We start from the raw sequence: 21,598 nt of genomic DNA, 5'->3' as shown, positions 1-21,598 counted from the left end.
TTGTTTTACTAATGGGGGAGCGTTTATAGTATGAATCATACAGCGGCATTCAGGATATTCGTGTCCTACAATGCCGCTGTTTCGATATCCCTTTATTTGCTCAACTGCTGATACTAATATGTGGTAGAATAGATGGGCAGTAAGCCCAGTTAATAACATGCATCCGGCAAAGGAGTCAATCATGACTAAACCACGTAAGATTATTTTAACCATAACCATATTCTACACATTGTTTATTCTTTATTTTATGTTCTTCGCCTTCGGTAGAGGAGATGCTGCAGAGACAACAGCTGGCTACACCTTTCTTTTTTTGCCCGAAAACTTTTTTAGGCTGCCGGCTCTATCTGATCTCCTGCATCCCAGCCTCATGACTTTGGTGGATCTCGGTAACATTGCCGCCTTTATCCCGTTTGGTATATTAATTCCATGGTTGTACCAGATCACCTTTGCCCGGTTCATGACCTTGTTTTTTATAGCAATTCTTGTGCTGGAAACCATCCAGGCCCTTTCTTTACTTGGCAGTTTCGATATAAACGATGCCATTCAGAATACGATAGGAGCAGCCGTCGGTTTTGGGGCGTACAAACTTGGTTTCCGCTCCCGGAATCTCTGGCGCAATCTGGCGACAACGGCTATTTCCGGTATGGTTCTTTTATTAGTCGTATGGGGATTATTCGGGGTGATCGATAAAGCAGCAACTAAAGTAGAAGGCCCGTTTGTGGCGATCAACGAATGGGTGGACAGTTCGGGGAGTTCATCACCTGAAGACAAGCCGGACAGCATCAAAATAGGCGATCAGAATGTAAAGCCTCTCTATAACATGTACGGCGCTGAAGGCGGAGATTCTAAAACGTATACGTATACGTCTGAGGGGGAGACGATTTTCTCTTTTTATTACGGAATCCCTGAACCAACAGATTATTCCGGAAGTATCCGTGTTACCCTCGATGGAAGCGAGATAATGACCGGCTCTGGAGAAGATCAGCGGAGTGATCCTGAACTATTCCCGTTGATATTCAAGATTCCTCTCGAACCGGGGAGTGAACTGAAGATTACCATTGAAGGGAGCGAAAAAGTATGGGATGTCGGGTATCGGAGGATGCAATATTTTTGGAGCTGAGTGCTTGATCTTCCATTCTGATCCGCCTGGAATGTTGAGGGACAAGAACATATTCCCATTGAAGTCGCTAATTTAGCGGCTTTTTTATGTTATCGGTCCAAGTTCTTGTACCGAGCAAAGGACAAGAACTTGGACCGATTGCCGAATTGATGGATATCTAAGTATGAGCACATGCACTTAAAACTTCATTAAGTATCATAATACACGAAAAGCGGGATATTACGTGAGTCGGTGGGCTTAAATGAGCAACTCCAAAATACATCCTTTCAATGAAATTTGTTCAAATATGAGGAACTGGAGTACGATAGGGGAAGGCAATGCTGAATAATCACCATACTTCCTTGAAGGGGGACATCTGTTTTGGATGAGCAGTTTCTAGATTTATTGGCCGAGAAATATGATACGGAAGAAAAAATCATCACAGAGATCATCAACCTTGAAGCGATCTCCAATCTCCCGAAGGGAACCGAGCATTTTGTCAGTGATTTGCATGGGGAGTTCCAGGCTTTTCAGCATGTACTAAGAAACGGTTCGGGTACCGTCAAAGAGAAAATCAAAGAATTATTTCGGGAGGTTTGGACGGATCAAGAAATCAATGATTTTACGGCATTGGTTTATTATCCGGAAGAAAAAATAAAGCTGGTTATAGGGGAACTGAGCAATAAACAGGCTTTGAACCAGTGGTATAGACTAACGATTGAACAAATGCTTAAGCTTATTTCTTATGCCTCTTCCAAGTATACGCGCTCGAAATTGCGTAAAGCTCTGCCGGAGCAGTATGTATATATTGTAGAAGAGCTTCTATACAAGACGGATTTGACCAACAATAAGGATCCTTATTACGAGGAAATATATCGGCAAATTATATCCTTGGGCCAGGCGGACAAGCTCATTATCGGCCTTGCTTATACGACCCAGCGCCTGGTGGTTGACCATCTTCATGTGGTTGGAGATATCTATGATCGGGGGCCAGACCCCGATAAAATTATGGATACGCTAATCAACTACCATTCAGTAGACATTCAGTGGGGGAACCATGATGTCCTCTGGATCGGTGCCTACGCGGGTTCTCTGGTCTGCCTTGCGAATATTATCCGGATCTGCGCCAGATACGACAATCTCGACATCATTGAAGATGTGTACGGAATCAATCTGCGCCCACTGCTAAACTTGGCGGAGAAATACTATGAAGACAATCCGCCTTTCAGACCTAAGCTACAGGCTGGCCATAGCGTATCGGAGCAGGAAATTCTGCAGATCACCAAAATTCACCAAGCCATTGCCATGATCCAGTTTAAACTTGAAATCCCGATTATCAAGAGACGCCCATACTTTAATATGTCTGAAAGACTTTTGCTTGAGCAGATTGATTACGACAAAAATGAAATCAAGATCGGCGGAAAAACGTACCCGCTTGAAAACACCTGTTTTGCAACCGTAAATCCGCAGCAGCCTGAACAATTGCTGGAGGAAGAACAGGAAGTGATGGAAAAGCTGCTGTTCTCCGTTCAGCATTCCGAAAAGCTGTCCAGACATATGAATTTTCTCATGAAAAAGGGCAGCCTTTATTTAAAATACAACGGGAATTTGTTAATCCACGGCTGTATTCCTTTGGATGAAGAAGGAAATATGGAAGAAATGCAGATTGAGAACAAGACGTATTCGGGCCGTCAGCTTCTTGATGTTCTTGAAAATCATTTACGTTACGCCTTTGCGCATCCGGAAGAGACAGAAGATCTGGCGACGGATATGGTATGGTACATCTGGACAGGGGAATGTTCCTCGCTCTTTGGAAAGAGAGAAATGACCACGTTTGAACGGTATTTTATCCAAGATAAAGAAGCACACAAGGAGAGAAAGAATCCTTACTACCATTTACGTGAAAATGAGGAGATCTGTCGGAAAATCCTGCTGGAGTTTGGTTTGAATCCGGATCATGGGCATATCATTAACGGCCACACGCCAGTTAAGGAAATTCGTGGAGAGAGCCCCATTAAAGCAAACGGAAAAATGGTCGTCATTGACGGAGGTTTTTCCAAAGCTTATCAATCCACAACGGGCATCGCCGGATATACCTTGTTGTATAACTCCTTTGGCATGCAGCTCGTCGCCCATCAGAAATTTAATTCAAAAGAAGATGTGTTATGTAACGGAACGGACGTATTGTCTGTAAAAAGATTGGTGGACAAAGAACTGGCGCGGAAGCTGGTGAGGGAAACCAATGTCGGGGAGAAGCTGCTGCAGAAAATCACAAATTTGAAGGATCTCCTGGAATATCGCTACATGAAATGAAACAATTGCTAAAAGTACACACCCGGATCAACCGTTTGAGTGCAATTTGACGTAGACGCAACCTTAGAACATAGTCCCATTGAAGTCGCTATTTTAGCGGCTTCTGCCTGCCCCATTCGTCCATAGGCTGATAGGAAGAGAGGACAAGAAGGAAGGCTCGTATCTAAGGATGTAAAGTAAACAAAAGAGCAATCTCCAATGAGGTTGCTCTTTTTGTCACGGCTTATTTTGCCTAACGGCGTATACGCAGTTTCTTCCGCCTGCTAAGATGTATTCTCCCCGTTCAATATGAACATTATCGCCTAGAACCGTTTTGAATAAATGTAACTCATTCTTGCATAACCCAGTACATACAGCCGCCGCTTCGCAGATTGGACAGTGTTTCTCAATGAATAGGAGACTGCCATCATCCTGCTCCTTAACCTCAGCCATATAACCTTCATTGGTACGAATCTCTGCCAATTTCTCCAATCTCTCTCTGACTCCTGATGCATCGCCAAGATGCTGAAGATATTGTTCTTGCATATTTTTATTTCGAACATCCAGCAGCTTGTCCAGCCCTTCATTACCAAAAGCTTCTTTCATCGAATGGATGAGGCTGACAGATAAATCCGAATACCCACTTGGAAAAAAACGATTAGCCGCGGGAGTTAATATCCATAGCTTGGTAGGTCGCCCCATAGGACGGGCCTCTTCCACATTCGTAACCAATCCTTCTCCTTTTAGCGCATTCAGATGTTGACGAATAGCCATTCCGGATAACGAAAACTGAGAGGAGAGAGTGACAACATCCATTCCTCCGCGCTCTTTTAACAGATTAATGATTGCTCTCCGGGTACTGGTCGAGACATCCTTTTTAGTTTGATTTTCGCTCATGGTGCACCTCCTTGTGACGCAACTGAATCTTCATGATTAACTACATTTTAAACAAAAATGTTGACAAAGTCAAAGCCGAACTGTAGCTTAGACATTATAAACAAAAATGTTTACTAAGTATCCGGATACGATGTATACATACCAATTTTCTTGGAGGTCACATTTCATGTCGTCTAATCATCAAAGTATTTTCAGCCCGCGTTATTTTGCACTAACCATAGGGATTATTTTATCAGTGATGGCCGTTGGATTCGAAGGTCTATCCGTAACCACCATTGCTCCTTCGATTGCAGGAGACTTGAACGGCCTTAGCCTGTTCGGGTGGATATTCAGTACATACCTGCTTGCGCAGATTATCGGAACACTGGTCGTCGGTCGAATCATTGATAAAAGAGGACCTGCAGCACCGTTCACGTTTGCACTTCTGTTGTTTATCGTAGGGCTGATCGCTGCCGCAACCGCAGGCGACATGTATACCATGATAGGATCACGGGCCCTGCAGGGTTTGGGTGCCGGAGCTATGATGACTTGTGTGTATACGGCTATATCCTTAAGTTACCCGGATGAGTTACGTGCCAAAATACTTGGAGCATTTGGTACAGCCTATGTTCTTCCGTCCATGCTCGGTCCATATGTAGCCGGTCTTATCGCAGATCAGTGGTCCTGGCGCTTTGTTTTCTGGGGGATCTTACCTGTGCTGGTGGTTTCAGCATTGCTTAGTTTACCAGCATTTAGGAAGTTGAAAGTGCAGAAGAAGGGAGGGGATAGCGGATCTTCATCCACTTGGATGGCGTTACTCTTAACGTTAGGTACAGGGATTTTCCTGGTTGGTCTAAGTATGCTTCCGAGCATTATGGGATTTGTTTTAGTCATAATTGGCTTCGTATTGATGTTATTTCCGCTACGTAAGTTGCTACCGAAGGGTACACTTACGCTGCGCAGAGGAATGCCAGCTATTTTGGCAACACGCGGGTTGTTCTTCGCTGCCTATACCAGCACACAGAATTTCTTGGTATTGGCTCTGATCGATGTGAAAGGAATTACACCTTCTCTGGCCGGATTAATTGTGGCTAGTGCTGCATTAAGTTGGTGTATCATTGCGTATCTGCAAGGACGGTGGGATGCGGCAGACCAGGGCCGTGGACGTCATATGAGAATTATTCTTGGGGTATTGTTGCTTGCGATAGGGATTGCCATCGTATTTTGGGTACCTGTTGTGACCATTACCATTGCAGTTATTGGTCAGATCATCGCAGGAGTCGGTATTGGATTGGCGCATCCGATTAGCGGTGTTGTGGCATTTTCCCAAACGGGGGAAGAAGGCGTGGGCCAAACCTCGGCAAATCTGCAATTTGCGGATTCTTTTACACCCGGCGTAGTTATCGGAATTGGTGGTTCCATCCTTGTAGTTTGTCAGGCTGGCGGAATGTCACTGCAATCCGGCTTAATTGCAGCCATGGGTTTCCATCTCTTGTTAATCGTCATGAGTATCACTGCGAGCACTCGGATCTCACAACAATCCATCTAGGATGATAAAAAAACGTTCCACGTCATTAAAGACGTGGAACGATTTAAATACATTTCAAAGAATGCTGATCATAAGAAAGAGGGTGTACCGATCATTGTCCACTGAAGATACGGAGAAACTTTTTATAGCTTATCGCATCATCGGGACTAAATGGACTATCCATATATTATTCACTCTTTCTTACGGTCCGAAGAAATTTAGCGAAATTTCCCAGAGTATTCCTTCCATTTCGGAAATGATCCTCTCCAAACGTTTAAAGGATCTTCAACATCATCATTTGGTTAAAAGAACAAGTCTGAAACGCCCTACACAAACCATCTATGAACTTACACCAAAAGGAGCTGCTCTTGCAGCATTCATACCCTGTCTAATGGACTGGGATACCAAATTTCAAAATGTTACCACCGGGAGGAATAAAGATGATCATTGAGGTCAGTGATACAGCATCGGACAAAATCGTTGAGATCTTATCAAGTGCGGATATCCAAAATGCCTTTCTTAGAGTAGGCGTTGATGAAGGGGGATGCAGTGGTTTATCTTATACCCTTATCGTGGATGAACAGCAGGCAGAAGAAGACATTGTGTTAAATAAAAAGCAATTTAAGATATTGATTCACGCGAAAAGTATTCCATATATTGATGGTCTTGAGATTGACTATGAAGAGAGCGGAATGTTAGGCGGATTCACCATGAATAATCCAAATGCCAAAGTTTCGTGTGGATGCGGGGCCAGTTTCAGAATGGCCAATTATCGTGGCGAAGTGAAAAAATGTGATTAATGAAGGAAGGAGTGCAGAGCAATGATCTCATTTGTAGTATCTGAACAAGCAATCGATTCATTTCAGAATGAATGGGAATTGGAAGAGGACCAATATGTAAGGATTTACGCAAAATATGTCGGAGGAGGCTCCGATGCTTTTTCAATTGGCATAAATGCGAGTGCTACACCGGTCGATCCCGCATTGGTTCAATCCATTGGAGGATTTCATTTCTTTGTTGAAAAAACAGATGCCTGGATTCTGGAGGGTGAACTTCTCCAAATTGACTGTAATGAAGACGGCATATTTTCAAGCAAAATCTCCTATTGAACATGGGAACCCTATTCTAGACCATAATCTTACTTTTTAAACATTTAACTTTACAAAGTATAACGCTTCATGTATATTCAGGAAGTTGATAGGTTTATTTTACCATAATTTCCATCAAATAATGGAGGTGTAGAAGACAAATAACAATCAGATTGGGATTTTTGATGTTCAGTACAGGGCGCCCACAATTGGGATTATGCTGGTTCTGGCAACCGTAGCTTTCGAAGGACTGGCTATCACAACGATTGCTGCGAAAATGGCACAAAGTTTAGAGGGCATTCATTTATACGGTTGGATCTTCAGCGCATTTTTGTTATCTCAGCTTATTGGAACCTTGGTTATGGGTCAGCAGATTGACAAGCGCGGTGTTTTTACATCCATGCTGATATCTTTTAGTGTTTTTGTGTTAGGAACTGTGGTCTCCGCTATCTCTTTCGATATGCACATGCTTATTGCGGGAAGAGCCCTTCAAGGTTTTGGAGCGGGGGCCCTGATCACATGTGTTTATACCTGTGTGACGTTACATTATCCAGATACACTTCGTACTCAAATCCTGGCCGCATTCTCTATGGCATTTGTCCTACCAACCTTAATCGGACCTTATGCAGCAGGCCTTATTGCTTCCTACATCTCGTGGCGATATGTTTTCTGGATCGTTTTACCCTTGATTGGAATAGCGTTGAGTCTCACATTCCGTTCTTTCCATAATTTGCAGCTTCAGCAAGATCTGTCAGGTCCAGCGCGAGCAACCGACTCAAAGATTATGTATGCGATTCTGCTTGCCGTTGGAACGGGGCTGTTACTCACAGGACTTGGTATGATAACCGATTGGAAAGGTATAGTACTCACTTTGGGTGGATTAGCCGTCATGATCACACCAATGCGTAAATTGCTGCCTGTGGGCACTTTTTCGGTAAAAAAAGGATTGCCTGCTACTTTGGTATCGAGGGGTCTATATGTTGCTTGTTATTTTACAACGGAAAGTTTTGTGATCTTGGCACTAACCGAAATGAAGGGGTTATCAGCTGACCTTGCCGGCCTCATTGTAGCAGCAGGTTCTCTGAGCTGGTCCGCCGCAGCGTGGTTGCAAGCCAAGCTTGATGCACGAGATCAAGGTCGTGCCCGAAAGGGTAGGGTCATGACGGGCATTGGGATTATGATCGTTGGAACTGTACTTGTGATCCTGGCTCTTATTTTGACGGACGGCGGGATTATACTCATCCTTCTCTCACAAATGATTACAGGGTTTGGTGTTGGATTGGCCAACCCTACAACGGCAGCCATTGCTTTACAACATGCCTTGCCCAGGAAAGAGGGAGAAATGTCCGCGAATCTGCAATTTGTGGATTCCTTCTATATGGGAGTAAGCATTGGAGTTGGTGGCGCTCTGATTGCCTTGTCCGAAACGTTACAGTGGGGCATATCTACAGGTGTTTTGATCGTGTTAACACTACAATTACTATGGGTCTTGTTAAGTTTCTTAGCATCACTACGAATTACCAAACTCGTTCATCAACAACATCATCCAATCAACCAAGTGAAGGATAACATCTCCATGTAACGGATGACGACCGCGTCGTTAAATACATCATGAAGAACGGGGGGACTAATTGCATTGGGAGGTGGGTAAGATGGCACGTGTATTAGTAGTCATTACTCCAGCTGAAGGACATGTGAATCCATCATTAGGATTAGTTACTCAGTTGGCGAACAATGGTGAGGAAGTCATCTATGTGTGCACGGAGGAGTACCGTTCCCGAATTGAACAAACCGGTGCCCAGTTGATGACCTATCCATTTCCGCAAGATGCCTTCTCTCATGATCCAGTGTTGAAACCGCAGGAGTACAAACATGCTTATCAGTTCATTTATATGATGGTAGGCGGTATCATTCGGAGGGTGATCCCCGAGGTGCTTCGAGTGATCGAAAATCAAAAGTTCGATTATTTGATCTTTGATTCCCTGATGGGCTGGGGAGGGACTATTCTTGCAGAAAAACTGGGAATTCCCGCGGTGTGTTCGATTGCCTCCTTTGCTTTTGTAGATCCTCTAGGGGCTGGCGAAGGCATGAATGAGAAGGAAACGGATACGGATACGAAGGAACTGTATGAGGCTACGATGAAGATAACGCATGAGTTAGCGCAAGAGTTTCAAGTGAGTATTCCAGCCATAGAAGAGATTCCGGCACATGCAGGTCGGTTAAAGCTTGTGTATACAAGTCGTTATTTTCAGCCGCAGGCCGAAAAGCTGGATCCTAGTTTTATTTTCACGGGTCCTTCGATCATACCGCGCCAAGATGCTCCAACCTTCTCGTTCGAGTTGCTTCATGAACGTCATCCGCATACGGTGTACATTGCCATGGGAACCATCTTGAATAAAAATTTGGATTTCTACCAGCTGTGCTTTGAAGCACTGGGAGATCTGCCATTAAACGTTGTTCTATCTTCAGGAAAATACACGGATATGGAACCGCTGGCTGATCAAATTCCTTCTAATTTCATCGTCAGGCCATACATCGCTCAGTTGGAAATGCTACAGCATACGGATGTTTTTATTACACATGCCGGAATGAACAGTACGAGTGAGGCGCTTTATTACAACGTTCCGTTGGTGATGATTCCATTAACGTCGGATCAGCCACTCGTTGCCAATCGGGTACAGGAGTTGGGGGCGGGTATCACTTTAAATAAACATAACCTCAGTGCAACTGATCTGAGAGAGGCATTATCAGAAGTCCTAAGCAATCCATCTTATAAACAGCAGGCTTGCCTCATCGGTGAATCTTTACGGCAGTCCGGCGGTTATAAGCGGGCCGCCGAAATGATTATGAGTCATATGGCTTCAGTCCATGGTAATATCTCCAATACCAAGTTGATTACTAAATAGGTTTCCAATCAATAAGGAACTTTAATTTAGAGTAAAGTTATCTCACGTCAAAAACGAAAGAACCCTGTACATTAAAAAGCTAGCCTATTGCAACAAGCATTTTGAGCTGGAGGCAAAGTTTGCCTCACATCCTCCTGAAGAGCGAAAGGAACAACGTCTGGTGCAGAAAAGCCTGTACTCGGTGCTTTTTGGTCATGGGTAGAAACGGTCAAAGGCAAGGTACTTCCCAAATCTTAGCTAGGCGAAGCGCTAAAGTATGCACGTAACCATAAGCAAGAGTTGGTGTATTACTTACAAGATGGGGACTGTGTGATCTCGAACAATCTAGCTGAGAGCATCGTCCCTTTACAGTGGGACGTAAAAACTGGTTATTCAGTGGCAGCCCACGGGGTGCAACCGCAAGTGCAGCGGTCTACAGCTTCGCGATCATAGTAACCCGATGACAATTTCCCCTGTGGCTCCTTGATCGGTGCGAGACGATGTAAAGACAGAAGATTATGAACATCCAGATAAAATTAATGTAACGCCAGAGGTAAAATTTTTGTCAAACTTTACATTAAAAGAAGTAACGACCGATTGAAAACAAAATACGGCATATAAAGCACGAATTTTTTCAAAAAAGTTTCAAACAAATGCCCAGACTGATTAAGTTCATTCTGGGCATTTTTCTAGCCCAATTCAACCCGCCAGCAATAAGACCCGTGACTCCCAGAATGTTTAGGATGATGCTGAATCGCAAGAGGAAGGACTCTAACCGCCGCAAGAAGGCGTTATGGAACGAATTCAATCCCAACATCTATGAAATGAGGATTGATGTCGAGGGATAAGAACATATTCCCATTAGCCCAACCAGTGGGTCGGATTCACGGCTGCGCCGATGTTGGAGGTTTGTAATAAAATTCATAAAAAGTATAATAAGAGTATTACATATAAGGAGCGTGAATAGTATGCGAAAAAATACTATGACTATACAAAAGGAGAATACTATGAAAATAAAAAGGATGATAACGATTGAAAAATATAAATATAGGGATTCTTGCGCATGTAGACGCAGGAAAGACGAGTTTAACTGAAAGATTACTTTTTGAAACTGGTATCATATCTGAAATCGGCAGTGTTGATAAAGGAAATACGCAAACAGATTCTATGGAAATGGAAAGACAACGAGGAATTACCATTCAATCTGCTGTCGTTTCCTTTACGGTTAATCATGTGAAAGTGAATTTGATTGATACACCAGGTCACCCCGAATTCATCTCTGAAGTTGAGAGGGCTTTACGAGTATTAGATGGAGTCATCCTTGTCATTTCATCTGTCGAAGGTGTTCAAACTCAGACACGAGTTTTGATGAAGACACTTGCTAAATTGAAAATCCCTACAATCTTCTTTATCAATAAAATTGATCGGGTGGGTGCTAGGTACGAATCGTTACTAACTGAGATCCATGATAAATTGACACCCCATGCTTTAGCAATGGGCTTTGTTTATAATATCGGCACATCAGCCGCCCATATGGAATTGTTCACGGAAAATAATCAGAAATTTATGGAGGGCCTAGCAAATCGTTTAGCTGATAATAATGAACGCTTTCTCGAACGATATCTTTACAGCGCTAAAGACTTAGCCCCCGTTGACTTTGAATCGGAGTTTCTAGAACAGTTCAAGCAAGCACAGCTGTATCCGGTCCTATTTGGTTCAGCAATGACTGGTGAGGGCATTTCCCATTTGATTACAGCCATACAGAATTGCCATTCTTCCGTTCATTATGAAAATACTTCTTTTACAAGAGGGAAAGTTTTTAAAATTGAACGTGGAAAGAACGACGAAAAGATCGCTTACGTACGAGTTTTCTCTGGTGAAATCAAGATACGTGAGAGTCTTTCCTATTATCGGATGAATCAAACAGGAGAAATTATCAAATTTACCAACAAGGTCACGGGGTTGAAACACTTCTTTTCTGGAAAAACAACAGATGGAACAATTGCTGCAAGTGGAGATATCGTAAAGATTATGGGGTTAACAGAGTGCCAGGTTGGCGATGACATCGGTGTTCCTTCCAATGAAATGACTGAAACTCTGTTCTCGCCGCCTAGTTTAGTAACAACGATCAAAGCCTCTGACGAAAACGAGACCATTCATTTATTCAGAGCATTGAAAAAATTAGCCGAACAGGATCCATTTATTCATATCAAACAGAATTCTCTTCAAAGAGAGCTATCTATTCATCTTTATGGTGAAATTCAAAAAGAAGTGATTCGGGATCAATTGAAAAAAGACGCTCAAATCGATATCGAATTTCTTGCGACACAGCCTATTTATATTGAAAAGCCTATCTTTACAGGGGAGGCAGTTGAGAGAATGGGAGACAAGGGAAACCCATTTTATAGTACTGTAGGCTTTCGGATTGATCCGAATCCTCGTTCAACCGGTATTGAATATCATCTAGAAGTAGAGCTCGGCTCCCTACCTTTATCGTTTCATAAGGCAATTGAAGAAACCGTCTATGAGACGCTTAAGCAAGGACTATATGGTTGGGAAGTTCGCGATCTAATCGTGACACTTACTGATACCGCCTATGCAAGTGCAGTTAGTACGGCTGGTGATTTTCGAAAATTAACGCCTCTTGTGTTAATGAGAGCACTAGCTGAAGCAACTACTCAAATTTATGAACCTATTCATCGGTTCGAATTAGAGGTTCCGGCTAAATATCTAAGTAGGATTTTATTTAAACTAACTCAAGCCTCCTCAACCTATCAGGATCCTATCCAGAATGACCAGGTATTTATGATATATGGCATGATCCCGATTAAGAATATTCAGTCATTCAAGAACCAGCTTCCAGGTTGGACCCAAGGTGAAGGTGTATTTCTATCCGAATTTTATGGCTATCAGCCTTTCGATGGTGAAGTGCCATCATGTACAAGATACGATCATAATCCATTAAATCGGAAGGAATATCTCTTACATGTCTTGAATTCGGTGTAAGCTGATAAAGCGAGTAAAAAGCAGCGTACATGCGTTGTACACTGCTTTTTCTTTGACTCATTTATAGAAGAACTAGACAGAAAAAGAGTGATCACGATAAATCTGAATAAAGCTTTAGGGCTAAGGCACACGAACTGGATTTAAAGCTGCATCAGTTGGATGAGTCACCATGTGAAAGAATAGAATACATTGGAATAACGGAGGGTCAATTCAGTTTTTTATCTTACATATCCTTAAAGCTTATACCTTTATGGAACGTGGATCTGGAGGCGAATGAGATGCTGGAATTAGAGTTTACTACTATAGAGGAGTGGGATGAAGCATTGTGGGCGCGGATGGAGCGGATCTATCATGAGGCTTTTCAAAGCGGCGCTAAGACAAAAGCGATTCTGCGCAGTATGCTGGACCGGGGGATTGGTTATTTACACACGGGCGTGCATCATGGAGAAGTGGTTGCGATGGCTGTTACTGGACTGGAGGGAAAGGCTGCGGACCGCATCCTGATCATCGATTACCTCGCGGTTGAACAGAAGCAGCGCGGGTTGGGCATAGGGACCTGGATGCTGGAGCAGCTCAGAGTCTGGGCGTTAAGGGAACACGGGATCAAAGGTGTGATTATCGAAGCGGAGTCCGGGGCAACGGAGGCTCATCAGGAACGCATTCAGTTCTGGCAACGCAACGGGTTCGTCCTGACCTCCTATGTCTATCAATATAGAATGGTGCCAGAGCCGTATCAGGCAATGATGCTGCCACTGGATAAAAGCACGCATGTGCCTGATGATGGTGAAGCACTGTTTCGTTATATCAATGCTTTTCACAAGGTTGCTTACCGGAAGAGTTAGTTCATTAGGCTAACGCAAATGACACGAGAGGTAGCGTGTCGAGAGACAAGAACATATTCCTATTGAAGTCGCTATTTTAGCGGCTTTTTTATGTTATCGGTACAAGTTCGTGTCCCGAGCCAAGGACAAGAACTTGTACCGATTACCGTAATAGACAAGAACATAGTCCGATTTCTGATTAGATGTATATCTAAGTATGGGCAGTGTAGCTCTTTTGAGTGACTAAACGCTAAAGGCTGCATTAAGATCAAAAAACATGCTTTGATGCTCATATGACTTAACTGCATTCTATATAGAGATGCTGTCAGAATTTAAACTTTACGTAACAAAGGTTGGGTGCTGCAACGGAATGACCCGCCAAAGCTCCTGGAAGTTGAAAAATCCACAGTCTCAACGTTATGGAATAACGATTGAGGCGCTCACCAATCAGAGTAAAGGAAGGGTTCAAACACATTTAATGAATCTTTGGAGGTTCAGACTTCATCGTATCGTTAAGTTGGGTCACAAAAACACCTTCGTTCGGGCCAGGGTTATTTCGAAACATTTTCGCTTCTTCGACCAGAACTTCCTCTGTATCCGTACCAAGTACCTTTATCGTCGCATCAATGAATGACGAGAGTGGCATCGCACGTGGTTCATCGTTGTTGCTTTGAACCCACGGTGGCACAATTTCTATCACTTTTACCGAAGTGTCTTTAAGCATGTATCTTTGGGCCAGCGTATAGGTATGAAGTGCTGCCTTCGTCGCGGAGTATACAGCAGTAGCCGCTAGCGGTACAAATCCAAGTATCGAAGTCGTGTTGATGACAACGGCTTCTTCTTTGGACTTCAAATGGTCGATTAATGCAGAAGTCAACCGAATTGGGCCTAACAAGTTTGTCTCGACCGTCGAAATCAAAACATCCTCATCGATCACGCCCGCCGCGTCATCGGGCTGTATGATGCCTGCGTTGTTAATCAAGACATTCAGATCCGGGAATTCTTCGATTAGCTGCTTGGCAACCACCTCTATGCTGGCAGGGTCTTGTACATTCAATTCCACTGCGGACATACCGGGATTCGCTGTGATTGTCTCATCCAATCGCTCTTTACGTCGACCAGAGATAATAACTTTGTTTCCAAGATGGTGGAGAGCTTCTGCTAACGCACGTCCAATTCCCGAGCCGCCGCCTGTAATAAAAATCGTGTTTCCTGTAAGTTTCATGTTGTAAACCTCCTCTTGAATTATCACATGTTGATCTATCAACATGAGTTTTATATAGTGAATGTATCAGAGCGATAAATGGGGTTCAATGGTTAAAACAAGCTCAGTTGTTGATTCTTCAACACAGGACTTCAAAGTGACCATTTGTAGGATGGGATAAAGGGGAGCAGGATTATGGCCAAGCGTATTCCAAAATCAAGGCAAGCGATTAGTGATGCTTTTATGAGGCTAATGTCAGAAAAGGAATTCGAGAGCATAACGATTAATCAAATTGCGGCAGAAGCGAATGTCAATCGAGGAACGGTGTATCTGCATTTCGATGACAAGTACGATCTGCGCGAGCAATGCATTTCTGCTGAGGTTAACCAGTTGCTTCGACATTGTATGTCTGGAGATGACCTAGTTCATCTTCCTTCCAAAACCGCACTACTTCACACTTTTGAATATTTGGAGCAGCATGCTTCTTTCTACTCGATTATGCTGAAGAGCAAGGGAAGCATGGTATTTCGAAACCAAATGGAGACCATGTTCAGAAAAAGTCTGATTGAACATCTGAATTCAATCCATCTCGATCAGGACAGAAACAGGGACATTACAGTAAAATTTTTAATTTCAGCATCAGTGGGTGTATTGGAATGGTGGATTATCCGTTCGATGCCGTATCCGCCATCCGTCATGGTTGAACAATTTTGGAATTTGCTGAACCCAGTTGTCGAAGGATAAGAACATCGTTTCATTGGAAGTCGCTAATTTGGCGGCTTCTTTTGTGTTTTCTTATGTTTGAGAAGATAGGGTGATAATTAATAGTCAAGGGGGTGTGTTTGCCTCAAGATATGCCGCAGCACACCCAGATCCGGAAAACACGACATTCGTGAGTATAAAGAGTGGCAACCATGGTCTATTTGGCTCCTACGGGATGCAAAAGGGAGACAGCGCGCCTAAGGTTACATAACAGGAACAGCTTCAGCAGGTTGCTCAGGCACTGAAAAAATGGATGAAATGAGTACAAAAATAAAAAAAGGACCGTAAGTGTTCATCTTCCATCGATGAATGCTTTTGGTCCTTTTATGTTTATCCTGTACCTTTATGCCCTGGCAGCATCTTTATAAAATATCTAATGAACGACGGTATCGGTTTCCTCCTCTTTTTGTTAACGTCTTCGGAAGGCTCCGCCACGTGCCAGAGCGAAGAAGATGAGCAAGGCAATAATCGAGCCAACGATGGCTGGAATAATATGAAATCCGCCAACCACCGGCCCCCTTGGTCCCAGCAATTCCGTTCCTAACCAGGAACCGATAAAACCCGCAATAATGTTCCCAAGTACACCGCCCGGTACGTCCCGCCCAATCAAGTTGCCGCTTAACCAGCCAATAAGTCCACCAACAATGAGTACCCAGAGTAGATCCATGGATTGTTCTCCTTTCTTCGGGTTTGTTACAAGTTATGATGGGCTCAGTGGAATATACCTCATCTTCCAGTTGGTGGAGGAATCTAAAGTGTCTGTGCTAAGATGAGGGTAAATGATGATTCAAGCTGGGGAACAAGGCTAGAAGGGGTGCACATTGAAGAAAATACTTGTCATTGACGATGAAGTCGCAATCAGAGATTTAATTGAGCTCGTACTGAGAAGAGAAAACTACTTCGTTCAAACGGCTGAAAACGGTAAAATAGCCCTGCAGCTGCTGGATGCTTTTGGGCCGGACCTGGTGGTGCTTGACTTGATGCTGCCTGACTGCTCCGGATATGACCTGTGCAAGGAAATCACCGGGAAGCGTGCCGTTCCTGTGATCATGCTCTCTGCCAAAAATGAGGTAATCGACAAGGTGCTCGGACTAGAGCTAGGGGCGGAAGATTACATGACCAAACCCTTTGACAATCGTGAATTGCTCGCTCGGATCAAGGTGATTCTGAGAAGAAACGAGAGCAAGGAGGAATCAAGTGAAGGTACAGAAGTGAAATCTACCCGCATCATTCATGAAGAGCTGACATTTGATCTGGAAAGCCGAAGGGTGCTGAAAAACGGTGTACCCGTGTCTTTAACGGCCAAAGAGTTTAAAATTCTGGAAACGTTACTCAAAAGGCCAGACAAAATCTTTACCCGGGATGAGCTGCTGCAGATCGGATGGGGATATGACTTTATGGGGGACAGTCGCAGTGTGGATATGACCATCATGCGATTACGGAAGAAGCTGGAGGATAACGCGGACGAACCGAAGTATGTCAGGACAATCTATGGATTTGGCTATCAACTTGGAGGTGGCGAGGCCTGAAGTATGCAACCCGGTTACTGCTGAATTATTTATTTTTCTCCGTGCTGTCCTTTGGCATCATCATTTTTGCGGTGAATAAAGCCATCGATTACTACAGCTTCATTACCATTGAAAAACAGATGATGGAGAAGGCGGATCTGTCCGAGTTGTCCTTCCGTGAGGTGTTGGCACAGCATAGATCATCGACAGGAGAGCCGCAGACAAAAGAAATCGTCAGACTTGCTCTGGAGAAGCTGAAAGCTTCAGGCAAGGAAGTGCGTATCTATGATAGCTCCAAGCAGTTGCTGGGCTTGGCTGTGGATGGCATCATCATTAATGATGGGAAACCTCTTATTTTTGAAAAGAATATTGAGAAAGCCCTGAGCGGCAGTTATGCCTACTCCGTAACGGAAGATCATCTGCTTTATTTTGCCACTCCCATTCAGGATCAATATTACCAAAACGCTTATGTGTATGAGTTCGTGGAGGACATTTCCTACTTTTATGCGATCATGGATCAAATCCGTTATATCTTGTTTGTCGGTGCAGGCGGATTTATTGTACTGATTACGTTATCCAGTCTGTGGATTGCCCGCAACACAACCAAGCCGATTAAGCTGTTGCTTGGCGCTGCGCAAAGTTTCTCTAGACAGGAGTTTCGGAGAGTTCATCTAAACCGGAAGGATGAGCTGGGCATGCTGGCAGACGGGCTGGATTCCATGGGGCGGCAGCTTCATGATTACATTCAGTACCAGAAACAATTTGTCTCTAACGTATCTCACGAGTTAAAAACACCCTTGGCAGCAATTCGTGGTTTCTCTCAATATTTGTATGAAGGGGAGAACGAGAACAAAGAGCTGCAAAAAGTCTATGCTCATCTGCTGCAGGAATCGGATCGGCTGACGCGCTTGATTAATGAACTGTTGTTGCTATCCCGATTCGACAAGGCTGGTTCTAACGAACTGGAAGCCCGGAAGACGGAAATGAACGAACTGATTCAGCAAGTCGCAGTGAGTATGGGTGCCAAGGCCAAAGATAAAGGAATCGAGATTATGTTCAGGGAGGCGGAAGCGGAACCGGAGGATAAGCTTCTGACGAGAGTCCACGCCAACGTGAATCCAATGCTGATGTCCCATGCGATCGCCAACCTTGTGGACAATGCCATCAAATATTCAGGCAGTCCATCGCTAATCGAATTAAAGTTGGAACATACGCCAAGCGAGGTAGTTATACGGATACGTGATCAAGGTATCGGTATCGCGGGCGATGAGCTGGAGAGAGTGCAGGAACGCTTTTACCGGGCGAAAAATGCAAGCACAGCGAACGGTTCAGGTCTTGGACTTTCTATTTGCAAAGAGATTGTAGAGCGGTTTAATGGATATATCGACATGGAAAGTCAAATCGGGGAAGGAACGACCGTTACGATTGTGTTACCCCGTGCGTAACCACGCTCGTAAATAGTTAACGTTACAAGATTGATACAATTCTGTTATGAGACTAACAAATGTTTTTTTTATAATTACTTCATAAGAAGAAATCACACATTTATGGAGGGATCATGATGAAATGGATAAACAAAGCCACAGCTGTTATCCTGCTGAGTATTTTACTAACGATGGCACTGACGGGCTGTCAGTCCAATGGTGCCAAGTCGCCAGAAGCGGCGCAGAACTTGGCTGAAAAAAACACGCCCGACGAACAGGCCAAAGGCGAAGGAGCATCAAATTCTACTTCGCCTGCTTCAGAAAATTCGGAAGGTCAGAGTGCTGAAGTTATTAAGGAAGGTTCGATGGAGAAGGAAGGCAATGTGGTGCTGAAGGAGCTTGCTTTTGTCTATAATGAGCACACCATTGCGATTTCGGATACAGCGAATGAAGATCAGATGGAACAGATGCTGGGCAAACCGGATAACCTGAAATCTCATACGTATACTGCAGATGATGGAACAAATATGGATACTTTAATTGGATTCACGGAAAAAGTATACACATATCCTGGTCTGGAGATTAAAACAATCAGTATACCGGAGGGGAAACAAGACTCCATCTTTCATATCGAAATTACAGATCCTAAGTACGCGACAGCGCGAAACATTAAAGTAGGAGACAGCCTGGACACACTCAAAACGGCCTATCCTGAGGGAAAACTGCTTGGTGATGGAGCCCCTGATGAGGAGGATGATTTCCGTTACGAGCCATCCAATTATGTGGATGTGATGTCGTTTCATATCAAGAATGCCAAGGTGGAGAGCATTCAGATCTACAGCCTTCTGGACTAATATTTAGTGATCGATGTTGGTAAGCCATTCATACGATTCACCTTTAATACCTGCCCGGGAGAGGGGCAGGTATTTTCTCGTTTATAGACTCGCTTATAGAATGGTATCGAGCTGACAGATTTTCTCTTGAAAAAACATAGACATGGTACAATTTTGCCATACACAACTTTTTTTGGATTTGGTATCAATGTCGATTAGAATATTATATTTTATCTGTTTATTAAACTAACGGGCAGGTTAGCTGAACAAAATACTCTAGTGATATAGATAAAATGAGTTATCTAAAAAAGCGGGAGGAAAAAATGTTACTTTTCTTATTTGCTATCGAGAAAGGATTATACCCTCTTTTTTATGCGTTATTTTCAGAGCCAGAGTCAGCGGAAACCTGTACTTGAATCTCGGTCAAAAATTGATCAGTAACAACGGTATCTCGATTATCAATTTCATAAATTTCAAAAGGGTCTCCTAGAATACGTAGCTCTTGTTCGCTTGCATAAGTGATAATGTCCAACATTCTTTCATAGCTTTGACGATAATCTCCCCGATAATAGAGCGACAAATACTCACCAGCAGGCAGGGCATAGTCGGGATCAATTAGCTCAGCTTCGTCAGAATTAAATATGAAGAAAACCGAATTAAATACATCCTTTATACCTTGCTTCAAATCCTGAAGTGAGGCCGATGCCCCGTACAACTGATTGCCGAAGTCCAGGATATGATTTTTATGCATCTGGTGCAACTTCTTAATGGCGTAATCCATCTCCTCATCCCTGGTGATTCGTGTGTTGAGTTGCAAGCATGGTCTTTCGGAATATGTTTTGATAGAGAAAATGCCCGTCTTCATTTGTGTAGCTTCAGTTAGTACCTTAATTCTACCTTGGATGATCTGCTGAGTCTTTCCAAGCTTGGCGATTTGTTCTTGAATTAGCCTTTGTTCCTTGAATAACAATTCAAGCGTGTTTTCAACACTTTGGTGATCGAGATACGACTTTATCTGTTGCATCGTGAAGTCCAACTGCCGCAGGTCGCGTATGATGTTCAATTTATACATATCATGAAGACCATACAGGCGATATCCATTGCTGTCTCGACGAGGAGTAAGCAAGCCCAACTTCTCATAATAACGAAGTGAATCAACACCTATGCCGTAAAGCTTCGATATCTCATTAATTTTATAATCGTTTTTCATTGATTATTGATTTCCTTTCAATCTCCACTTATCTATTCAATGCGTACACATGAGCGTCGGAAAGACCGTACACTTCCTTATACAGTATTTTCTTCATCGCTTCAAATTCAATTGACGTCATTCGTGCTGGGTAGCTCATGATCCGAAGAGGTAAGGCATCCTGCCCCACACGAAGTGCTGGCTGAACATATGCATAATCCTCCAAGTGAAACCCTAGTCTTTCATAAAAACCAATTCTTCTGCGTTTTAGCTCATTCTCAGGCAATTCAACTTCTAAAATTATGGGTTTGTCGGACTGCTGCATGAAATGATTCATCATCTTCTTACCTATACCACCTCCGCGAATGGCTGGAGACACTGCTACATTTTCAACATATCTAAATTCTTCAAATTCCCAAGCAGCCAAAAAGCCAATTACTTCATTCTGCTCGTTCACTTCTGTAAAAAGTCGATAATGTGAATTAGCCAGCAACTCCTTCTGTTTCGAGTATTCTCGATACTCTGATTCAGGAAAGGATTGTTTCATAATTGAAAATACTTGATCAAATTGATTTAATGTCATAAGTGTTCCCCCTGGTTTTTGTATAACGACTTAACGACTTGATGTGAATTACGATAAACCCTGGCATTATACCAGAGTCAAGCGGAGGAATAACAACAAGCGATATAGCAGGGCTGCAGATGTCATTATGTGATTTTGGAACCGACGATTTCAAGTAAATAAGCTCTCACTTCATACTTATATTCTAGCCAGTGCTGTAAACCGAGTAGAAGTGAATATTTAACCTCACATGTGACAAGAGGCAATTCACACTAGACATACCACCCTAAAGTCTAGTCTAAGTAATGTGTATAAGTTTTACTCAGAAGATAAAGGTAAATATTTGCTTAGATATTTATAAAAAAGAACTCATTTGATCTATATATATGGCTAGAATCTTTTTACGGAATCCTCAGTAGCAGTAGAGGGTGTTCGTACAGGATTGCCGAAAAGGACAAGAACATGAGCCGATTACCGATTAGACATATAACTAAACGGTTCTTTTCCTCGTTAATTCATTA

Annotated in this window: 20 protein-coding genes and 1 pseudogene; 16 read left to right on the top strand and 5 right to left on the bottom strand. The window is 43.2% G+C overall.

Features of this window, described 5'->3' with window-relative positions; translation table 11 throughout:
• The first annotated feature begins 181 nt into the window (after positions 1 to 181).
• Both PPA03S_RS12615 and PPA03S_RS12610 read left to right on the top strand, forming a co-directional pair.
• A complete protein-coding gene (locus PPA03S_RS12615; RefSeq protein ID WP_082704132.1) occupies positions 182 to 1,120 on the top strand; it encodes a VanZ family protein in 939 nt (312 codons plus the stop codon).
• Between the two features lie 360 nt (positions 1,121 to 1,480).
• On the top strand, positions 1,481 to 3,412 hold the full coding sequence (locus tag PPA03S_RS12610) for a fructose-bisphosphatase class III (protein ID WP_062323347.1): 1,932 nt from the start codon (positions 1,481 to 1,483) through the stop codon (positions 3,410 to 3,412).
• 216 nt (positions 3,413 to 3,628) lie between these two features.
• Here the strand turns inward: PPA03S_RS12610 and PPA03S_RS12605 are convergent, their stop codons facing one another.
• Positions 3,629 to 4,288, bottom strand: coding sequence for a helix-turn-helix transcriptional regulator (locus PPA03S_RS12605; protein ID WP_062323345.1), 660 nt, complete (start codon positions 4,286 to 4,288; stop codon positions 3,629 to 3,631).
• A gap of 166 nt (positions 4,289 to 4,454) precedes the next feature.
• On the opposite strand from PPA03S_RS12605, the gene PPA03S_RS12600 reads away from it, so the two are divergent.
• The 9 genes and pseudogenes from PPA03S_RS12600 (at position 4,455) to PPA03S_RS12560 (ending at position 13,616) form a co-directional block, all read left to right on the top strand.
• Positions 4,455 to 5,816: an MFS transporter gene (locus tag PPA03S_RS12600; RefSeq protein WP_062323344.1), complete on the top strand. Its 1,362-nt coding sequence runs from the start codon at positions 4,455 to 4,457 to the stop codon at positions 5,814 to 5,816.
• Positions 5,817 to 5,910: 94 nt separating this feature from the next.
• Positions 5,911 to 6,246, top strand: coding sequence for a winged helix-turn-helix transcriptional regulator (locus PPA03S_RS12595; protein ID WP_062323342.1), 336 nt, complete (start codon positions 5,911 to 5,913; stop codon positions 6,244 to 6,246).
• On the top strand, positions 6,236 to 6,595 hold the full coding sequence (locus tag PPA03S_RS12590; RefSeq protein WP_082704130.1) for a HesB/IscA family protein: 360 nt from the start codon (positions 6,236 to 6,238) through the stop codon (positions 6,593 to 6,595). The genes PPA03S_RS12595 and PPA03S_RS12590 overlap by 11 nt, the downstream gene beginning before the upstream one ends.
• 21 nt (positions 6,596 to 6,616) lie before the next feature.
• Positions 6,617 to 6,904, top strand: coding sequence for a HesB/YadR/YfhF family protein (locus PPA03S_RS12585; RefSeq protein ID WP_062323340.1), 288 nt, complete (start codon positions 6,617 to 6,619; stop codon positions 6,902 to 6,904).
• Positions 6,905 to 7,100: 196 nt separating this feature from the next.
• Positions 7,101 to 8,465 carry an MFS transporter gene (locus tag PPA03S_RS12580; protein WP_062323338.1) on the top strand — a complete coding sequence of 455 codons (1,365 nt, stop codon included), beginning with the start codon at positions 7,101 to 7,103 and terminating at the stop codon, positions 8,463 to 8,465.
• A gap of 70 nt (positions 8,466 to 8,535) precedes the next feature.
• Positions 8,536 to 9,789 (top strand): macrolide family glycosyltransferase, encoded by a 1,254-nt coding sequence (locus tag PPA03S_RS12575; RefSeq protein ID WP_062323336.1) that lies wholly within the window; start codon positions 8,536 to 8,538, stop codon positions 9,787 to 9,789.
• A gap of 55 nt (positions 9,790 to 9,844) precedes the next feature.
• A pseudogene (locus PPA03S_RS33915) lies at positions 9,845 to 10,208 on the top strand (IS66 family transposase); the annotation flags it as partial.
• 592 nt (positions 10,209 to 10,800) lie between these two features.
• Entirely contained in the window at positions 10,801 to 12,774 is a 1,974-nt protein-coding gene (locus PPA03S_RS12565) for an elongation factor G (protein WP_062323332.1), read from the top strand.
• Between the two features lie 278 nt (positions 12,775 to 13,052).
• The gene (locus PPA03S_RS12560; protein WP_062323330.1) at positions 13,053 to 13,616 is read left to right on the top strand and encodes a GNAT family N-acetyltransferase; all 564 of its coding nucleotides are present in this window, start codon (positions 13,053 to 13,055) and stop codon (positions 13,614 to 13,616) included.
• Between the two features lie 454 nt (positions 13,617 to 14,070).
• On the opposite strand, the gene PPA03S_RS12555 is transcribed toward PPA03S_RS12560, so the two are convergent.
• Positions 14,071 to 14,820, bottom strand: a complete 750-nt coding sequence (locus tag PPA03S_RS12555) for an SDR family oxidoreductase (RefSeq protein WP_062323328.1) — start codon at positions 14,818 to 14,820, stop codon at positions 14,071 to 14,073.
• A gap of 174 nt (positions 14,821 to 14,994) precedes the next feature.
• On the opposite strand from PPA03S_RS12555, the gene PPA03S_RS12550 reads away from it, so the two are divergent.
• Both PPA03S_RS12550 and PPA03S_RS34225 read left to right on the top strand, forming a co-directional pair.
• A complete protein-coding gene (locus tag PPA03S_RS12550; protein WP_062323326.1) occupies positions 14,995 to 15,543 on the top strand; it encodes a TetR/AcrR family transcriptional regulator in 549 nt (182 codons plus the stop codon).
• Positions 15,544 to 15,613: 70 nt separating this feature from the next.
• Positions 15,614 to 15,772: an alpha/beta hydrolase gene (locus tag PPA03S_RS34225; protein WP_082704129.1), complete on the top strand. Its 159-nt coding sequence runs from the start codon at positions 15,614 to 15,616 to the stop codon at positions 15,770 to 15,772.
• A gap of 198 nt (positions 15,773 to 15,970) precedes the next feature.
• Here PPA03S_RS34225 and PPA03S_RS12545 read toward each other — a convergent pair whose 3' ends face one another.
• Entirely contained in the window at positions 15,971 to 16,228 is a 258-nt protein-coding gene (locus PPA03S_RS12545; RefSeq protein ID WP_062323324.1) for a GlsB/YeaQ/YmgE family stress response membrane protein, read from the bottom strand.
• A 154-nt stretch (positions 16,229 to 16,382) separates the two neighbouring features.
• On the opposite strand from PPA03S_RS12545, the gene PPA03S_RS12540 reads away from it, so the two are divergent.
• From PPA03S_RS12540 to PPA03S_RS12530, 3 genes are all read left to right on the top strand, one after another.
• A complete protein-coding gene (locus PPA03S_RS12540; protein WP_062323321.1) occupies positions 16,383 to 17,090 on the top strand; it encodes a response regulator transcription factor in 708 nt (235 codons plus the stop codon).
• Between the two features lie 41 nt (positions 17,091 to 17,131).
• On the top strand, positions 17,132 to 18,514 hold the full coding sequence (locus PPA03S_RS12535) for a sensor histidine kinase (protein WP_062323319.1): 1,383 nt from the start codon (positions 17,132 to 17,134) through the stop codon (positions 18,512 to 18,514).
• A 113-nt stretch (positions 18,515 to 18,627) separates the two neighbouring features.
• Positions 18,628 to 19,347: a hypothetical protein gene (locus PPA03S_RS12530; RefSeq protein ID WP_245683592.1), complete on the top strand. Its 720-nt coding sequence runs from the start codon at positions 18,628 to 18,630 to the stop codon at positions 19,345 to 19,347.
• Between the two features lie 349 nt (positions 19,348 to 19,696).
• Here the strand turns inward: PPA03S_RS12530 and PPA03S_RS12525 are convergent, their stop codons facing one another.
• Both PPA03S_RS12525 and PPA03S_RS12520 read right to left on the bottom strand, forming a co-directional pair.
• Entirely contained in the window at positions 19,697 to 20,536 is an 840-nt protein-coding gene (locus tag PPA03S_RS12525; RefSeq protein WP_062323315.1) for a MerR family transcriptional regulator, read from the bottom strand.
• A 28-nt stretch (positions 20,537 to 20,564) separates the two neighbouring features.
• The gene (locus PPA03S_RS12520; protein ID WP_062323313.1) at positions 20,565 to 21,098 is read right to left on the bottom strand and encodes a GNAT family N-acetyltransferase; all 534 of its coding nucleotides are present in this window, start codon (positions 21,096 to 21,098) and stop codon (positions 20,565 to 20,567) included.
• Positions 21,099 to 21,598: the final 500 nt, after the last annotated feature.

Source organism: Paenibacillus pabuli NBRC 13638, from assembly GCF_001514495.1.
Taxonomy (GTDB): Bacteria; Bacillota; Bacilli; order Paenibacillales; family Paenibacillaceae; genus Paenibacillus; species Paenibacillus pabuli.
The sequence above is the reverse complement of the archived record's forward strand: the minus strand, read 5'-3'. Positions and strand labels throughout refer to the sequence as shown.

What these genes read in the sequence shown, in the direction of transcription:
- PPA03S_RS12615 (WP_082704132.1), top strand. Translation starts at nt 182, where the DNA reads ATGACTAAACCACGTAAGATTATTTTAACCATAACCATATTCTACACA.
- PPA03S_RS12605 (WP_062323345.1), bottom strand. Translation starts at nt 4,288, where the DNA reads ATGAGCGAAAATCAAACTAAAAAGGATGTCTCGACCAGTACCCGGAGA.
- PPA03S_RS12600 (WP_062323344.1), top strand. Translation starts at nt 4,455, where the DNA reads ATGTCGTCTAATCATCAAAGTATTTTCAGCCCGCGTTATTTTGCACTA.
- PPA03S_RS12590 (WP_082704130.1), top strand. Translation starts at nt 6,236, where the DNA reads ATGATCATTGAGGTCAGTGATACAGCATCGGACAAAATCGTTGAGATC.
- PPA03S_RS12585 (WP_062323340.1), top strand. Translation starts at nt 6,617, where the DNA reads ATGATCTCATTTGTAGTATCTGAACAAGCAATCGATTCATTTCAGAAT.
- PPA03S_RS12580 (WP_062323338.1), top strand. Translation starts at nt 7,101, where the DNA reads ATGCTGGTTCTGGCAACCGTAGCTTTCGAAGGACTGGCTATCACAACG.
- PPA03S_RS12575 (WP_062323336.1), top strand. Translation starts at nt 8,536, where the DNA reads ATGGCACGTGTATTAGTAGTCATTACTCCAGCTGAAGGACATGTGAAT.
- PPA03S_RS12560 (WP_062323330.1), top strand. Translation starts at nt 13,053, where the DNA reads ATGCTGGAATTAGAGTTTACTACTATAGAGGAGTGGGATGAAGCATTG.
- PPA03S_RS12555 (WP_062323328.1), bottom strand. Translation starts at nt 14,820, where the DNA reads ATGAAACTTACAGGAAACACGATTTTTATTACAGGCGGCGGCTCGGGA.
- PPA03S_RS12550 (WP_062323326.1), top strand. Translation starts at nt 14,995, where the DNA reads ATGGCCAAGCGTATTCCAAAATCAAGGCAAGCGATTAGTGATGCTTTT.
- PPA03S_RS12545 (WP_062323324.1), bottom strand. Translation starts at nt 16,228, where the DNA reads ATGGATCTACTCTGGGTACTCATTGTTGGTGGACTTATTGGCTGGTTA.
- PPA03S_RS12530 (WP_245683592.1), top strand. Translation starts at nt 18,628, where the DNA reads ATGATGAAATGGATAAACAAAGCCACAGCTGTTATCCTGCTGAGTATT.
- PPA03S_RS12525 (WP_062323315.1), bottom strand. Translation starts at nt 20,536, where the DNA reads ATGAAAAACGATTATAAAATTAATGAGATATCGAAGCTTTACGGCATA.
- PPA03S_RS12520 (WP_062323313.1), bottom strand. Translation starts at nt 21,098, where the DNA reads ATGACATTAAATCAATTTGATCAAGTATTTTCAATTATGAAACAATCC.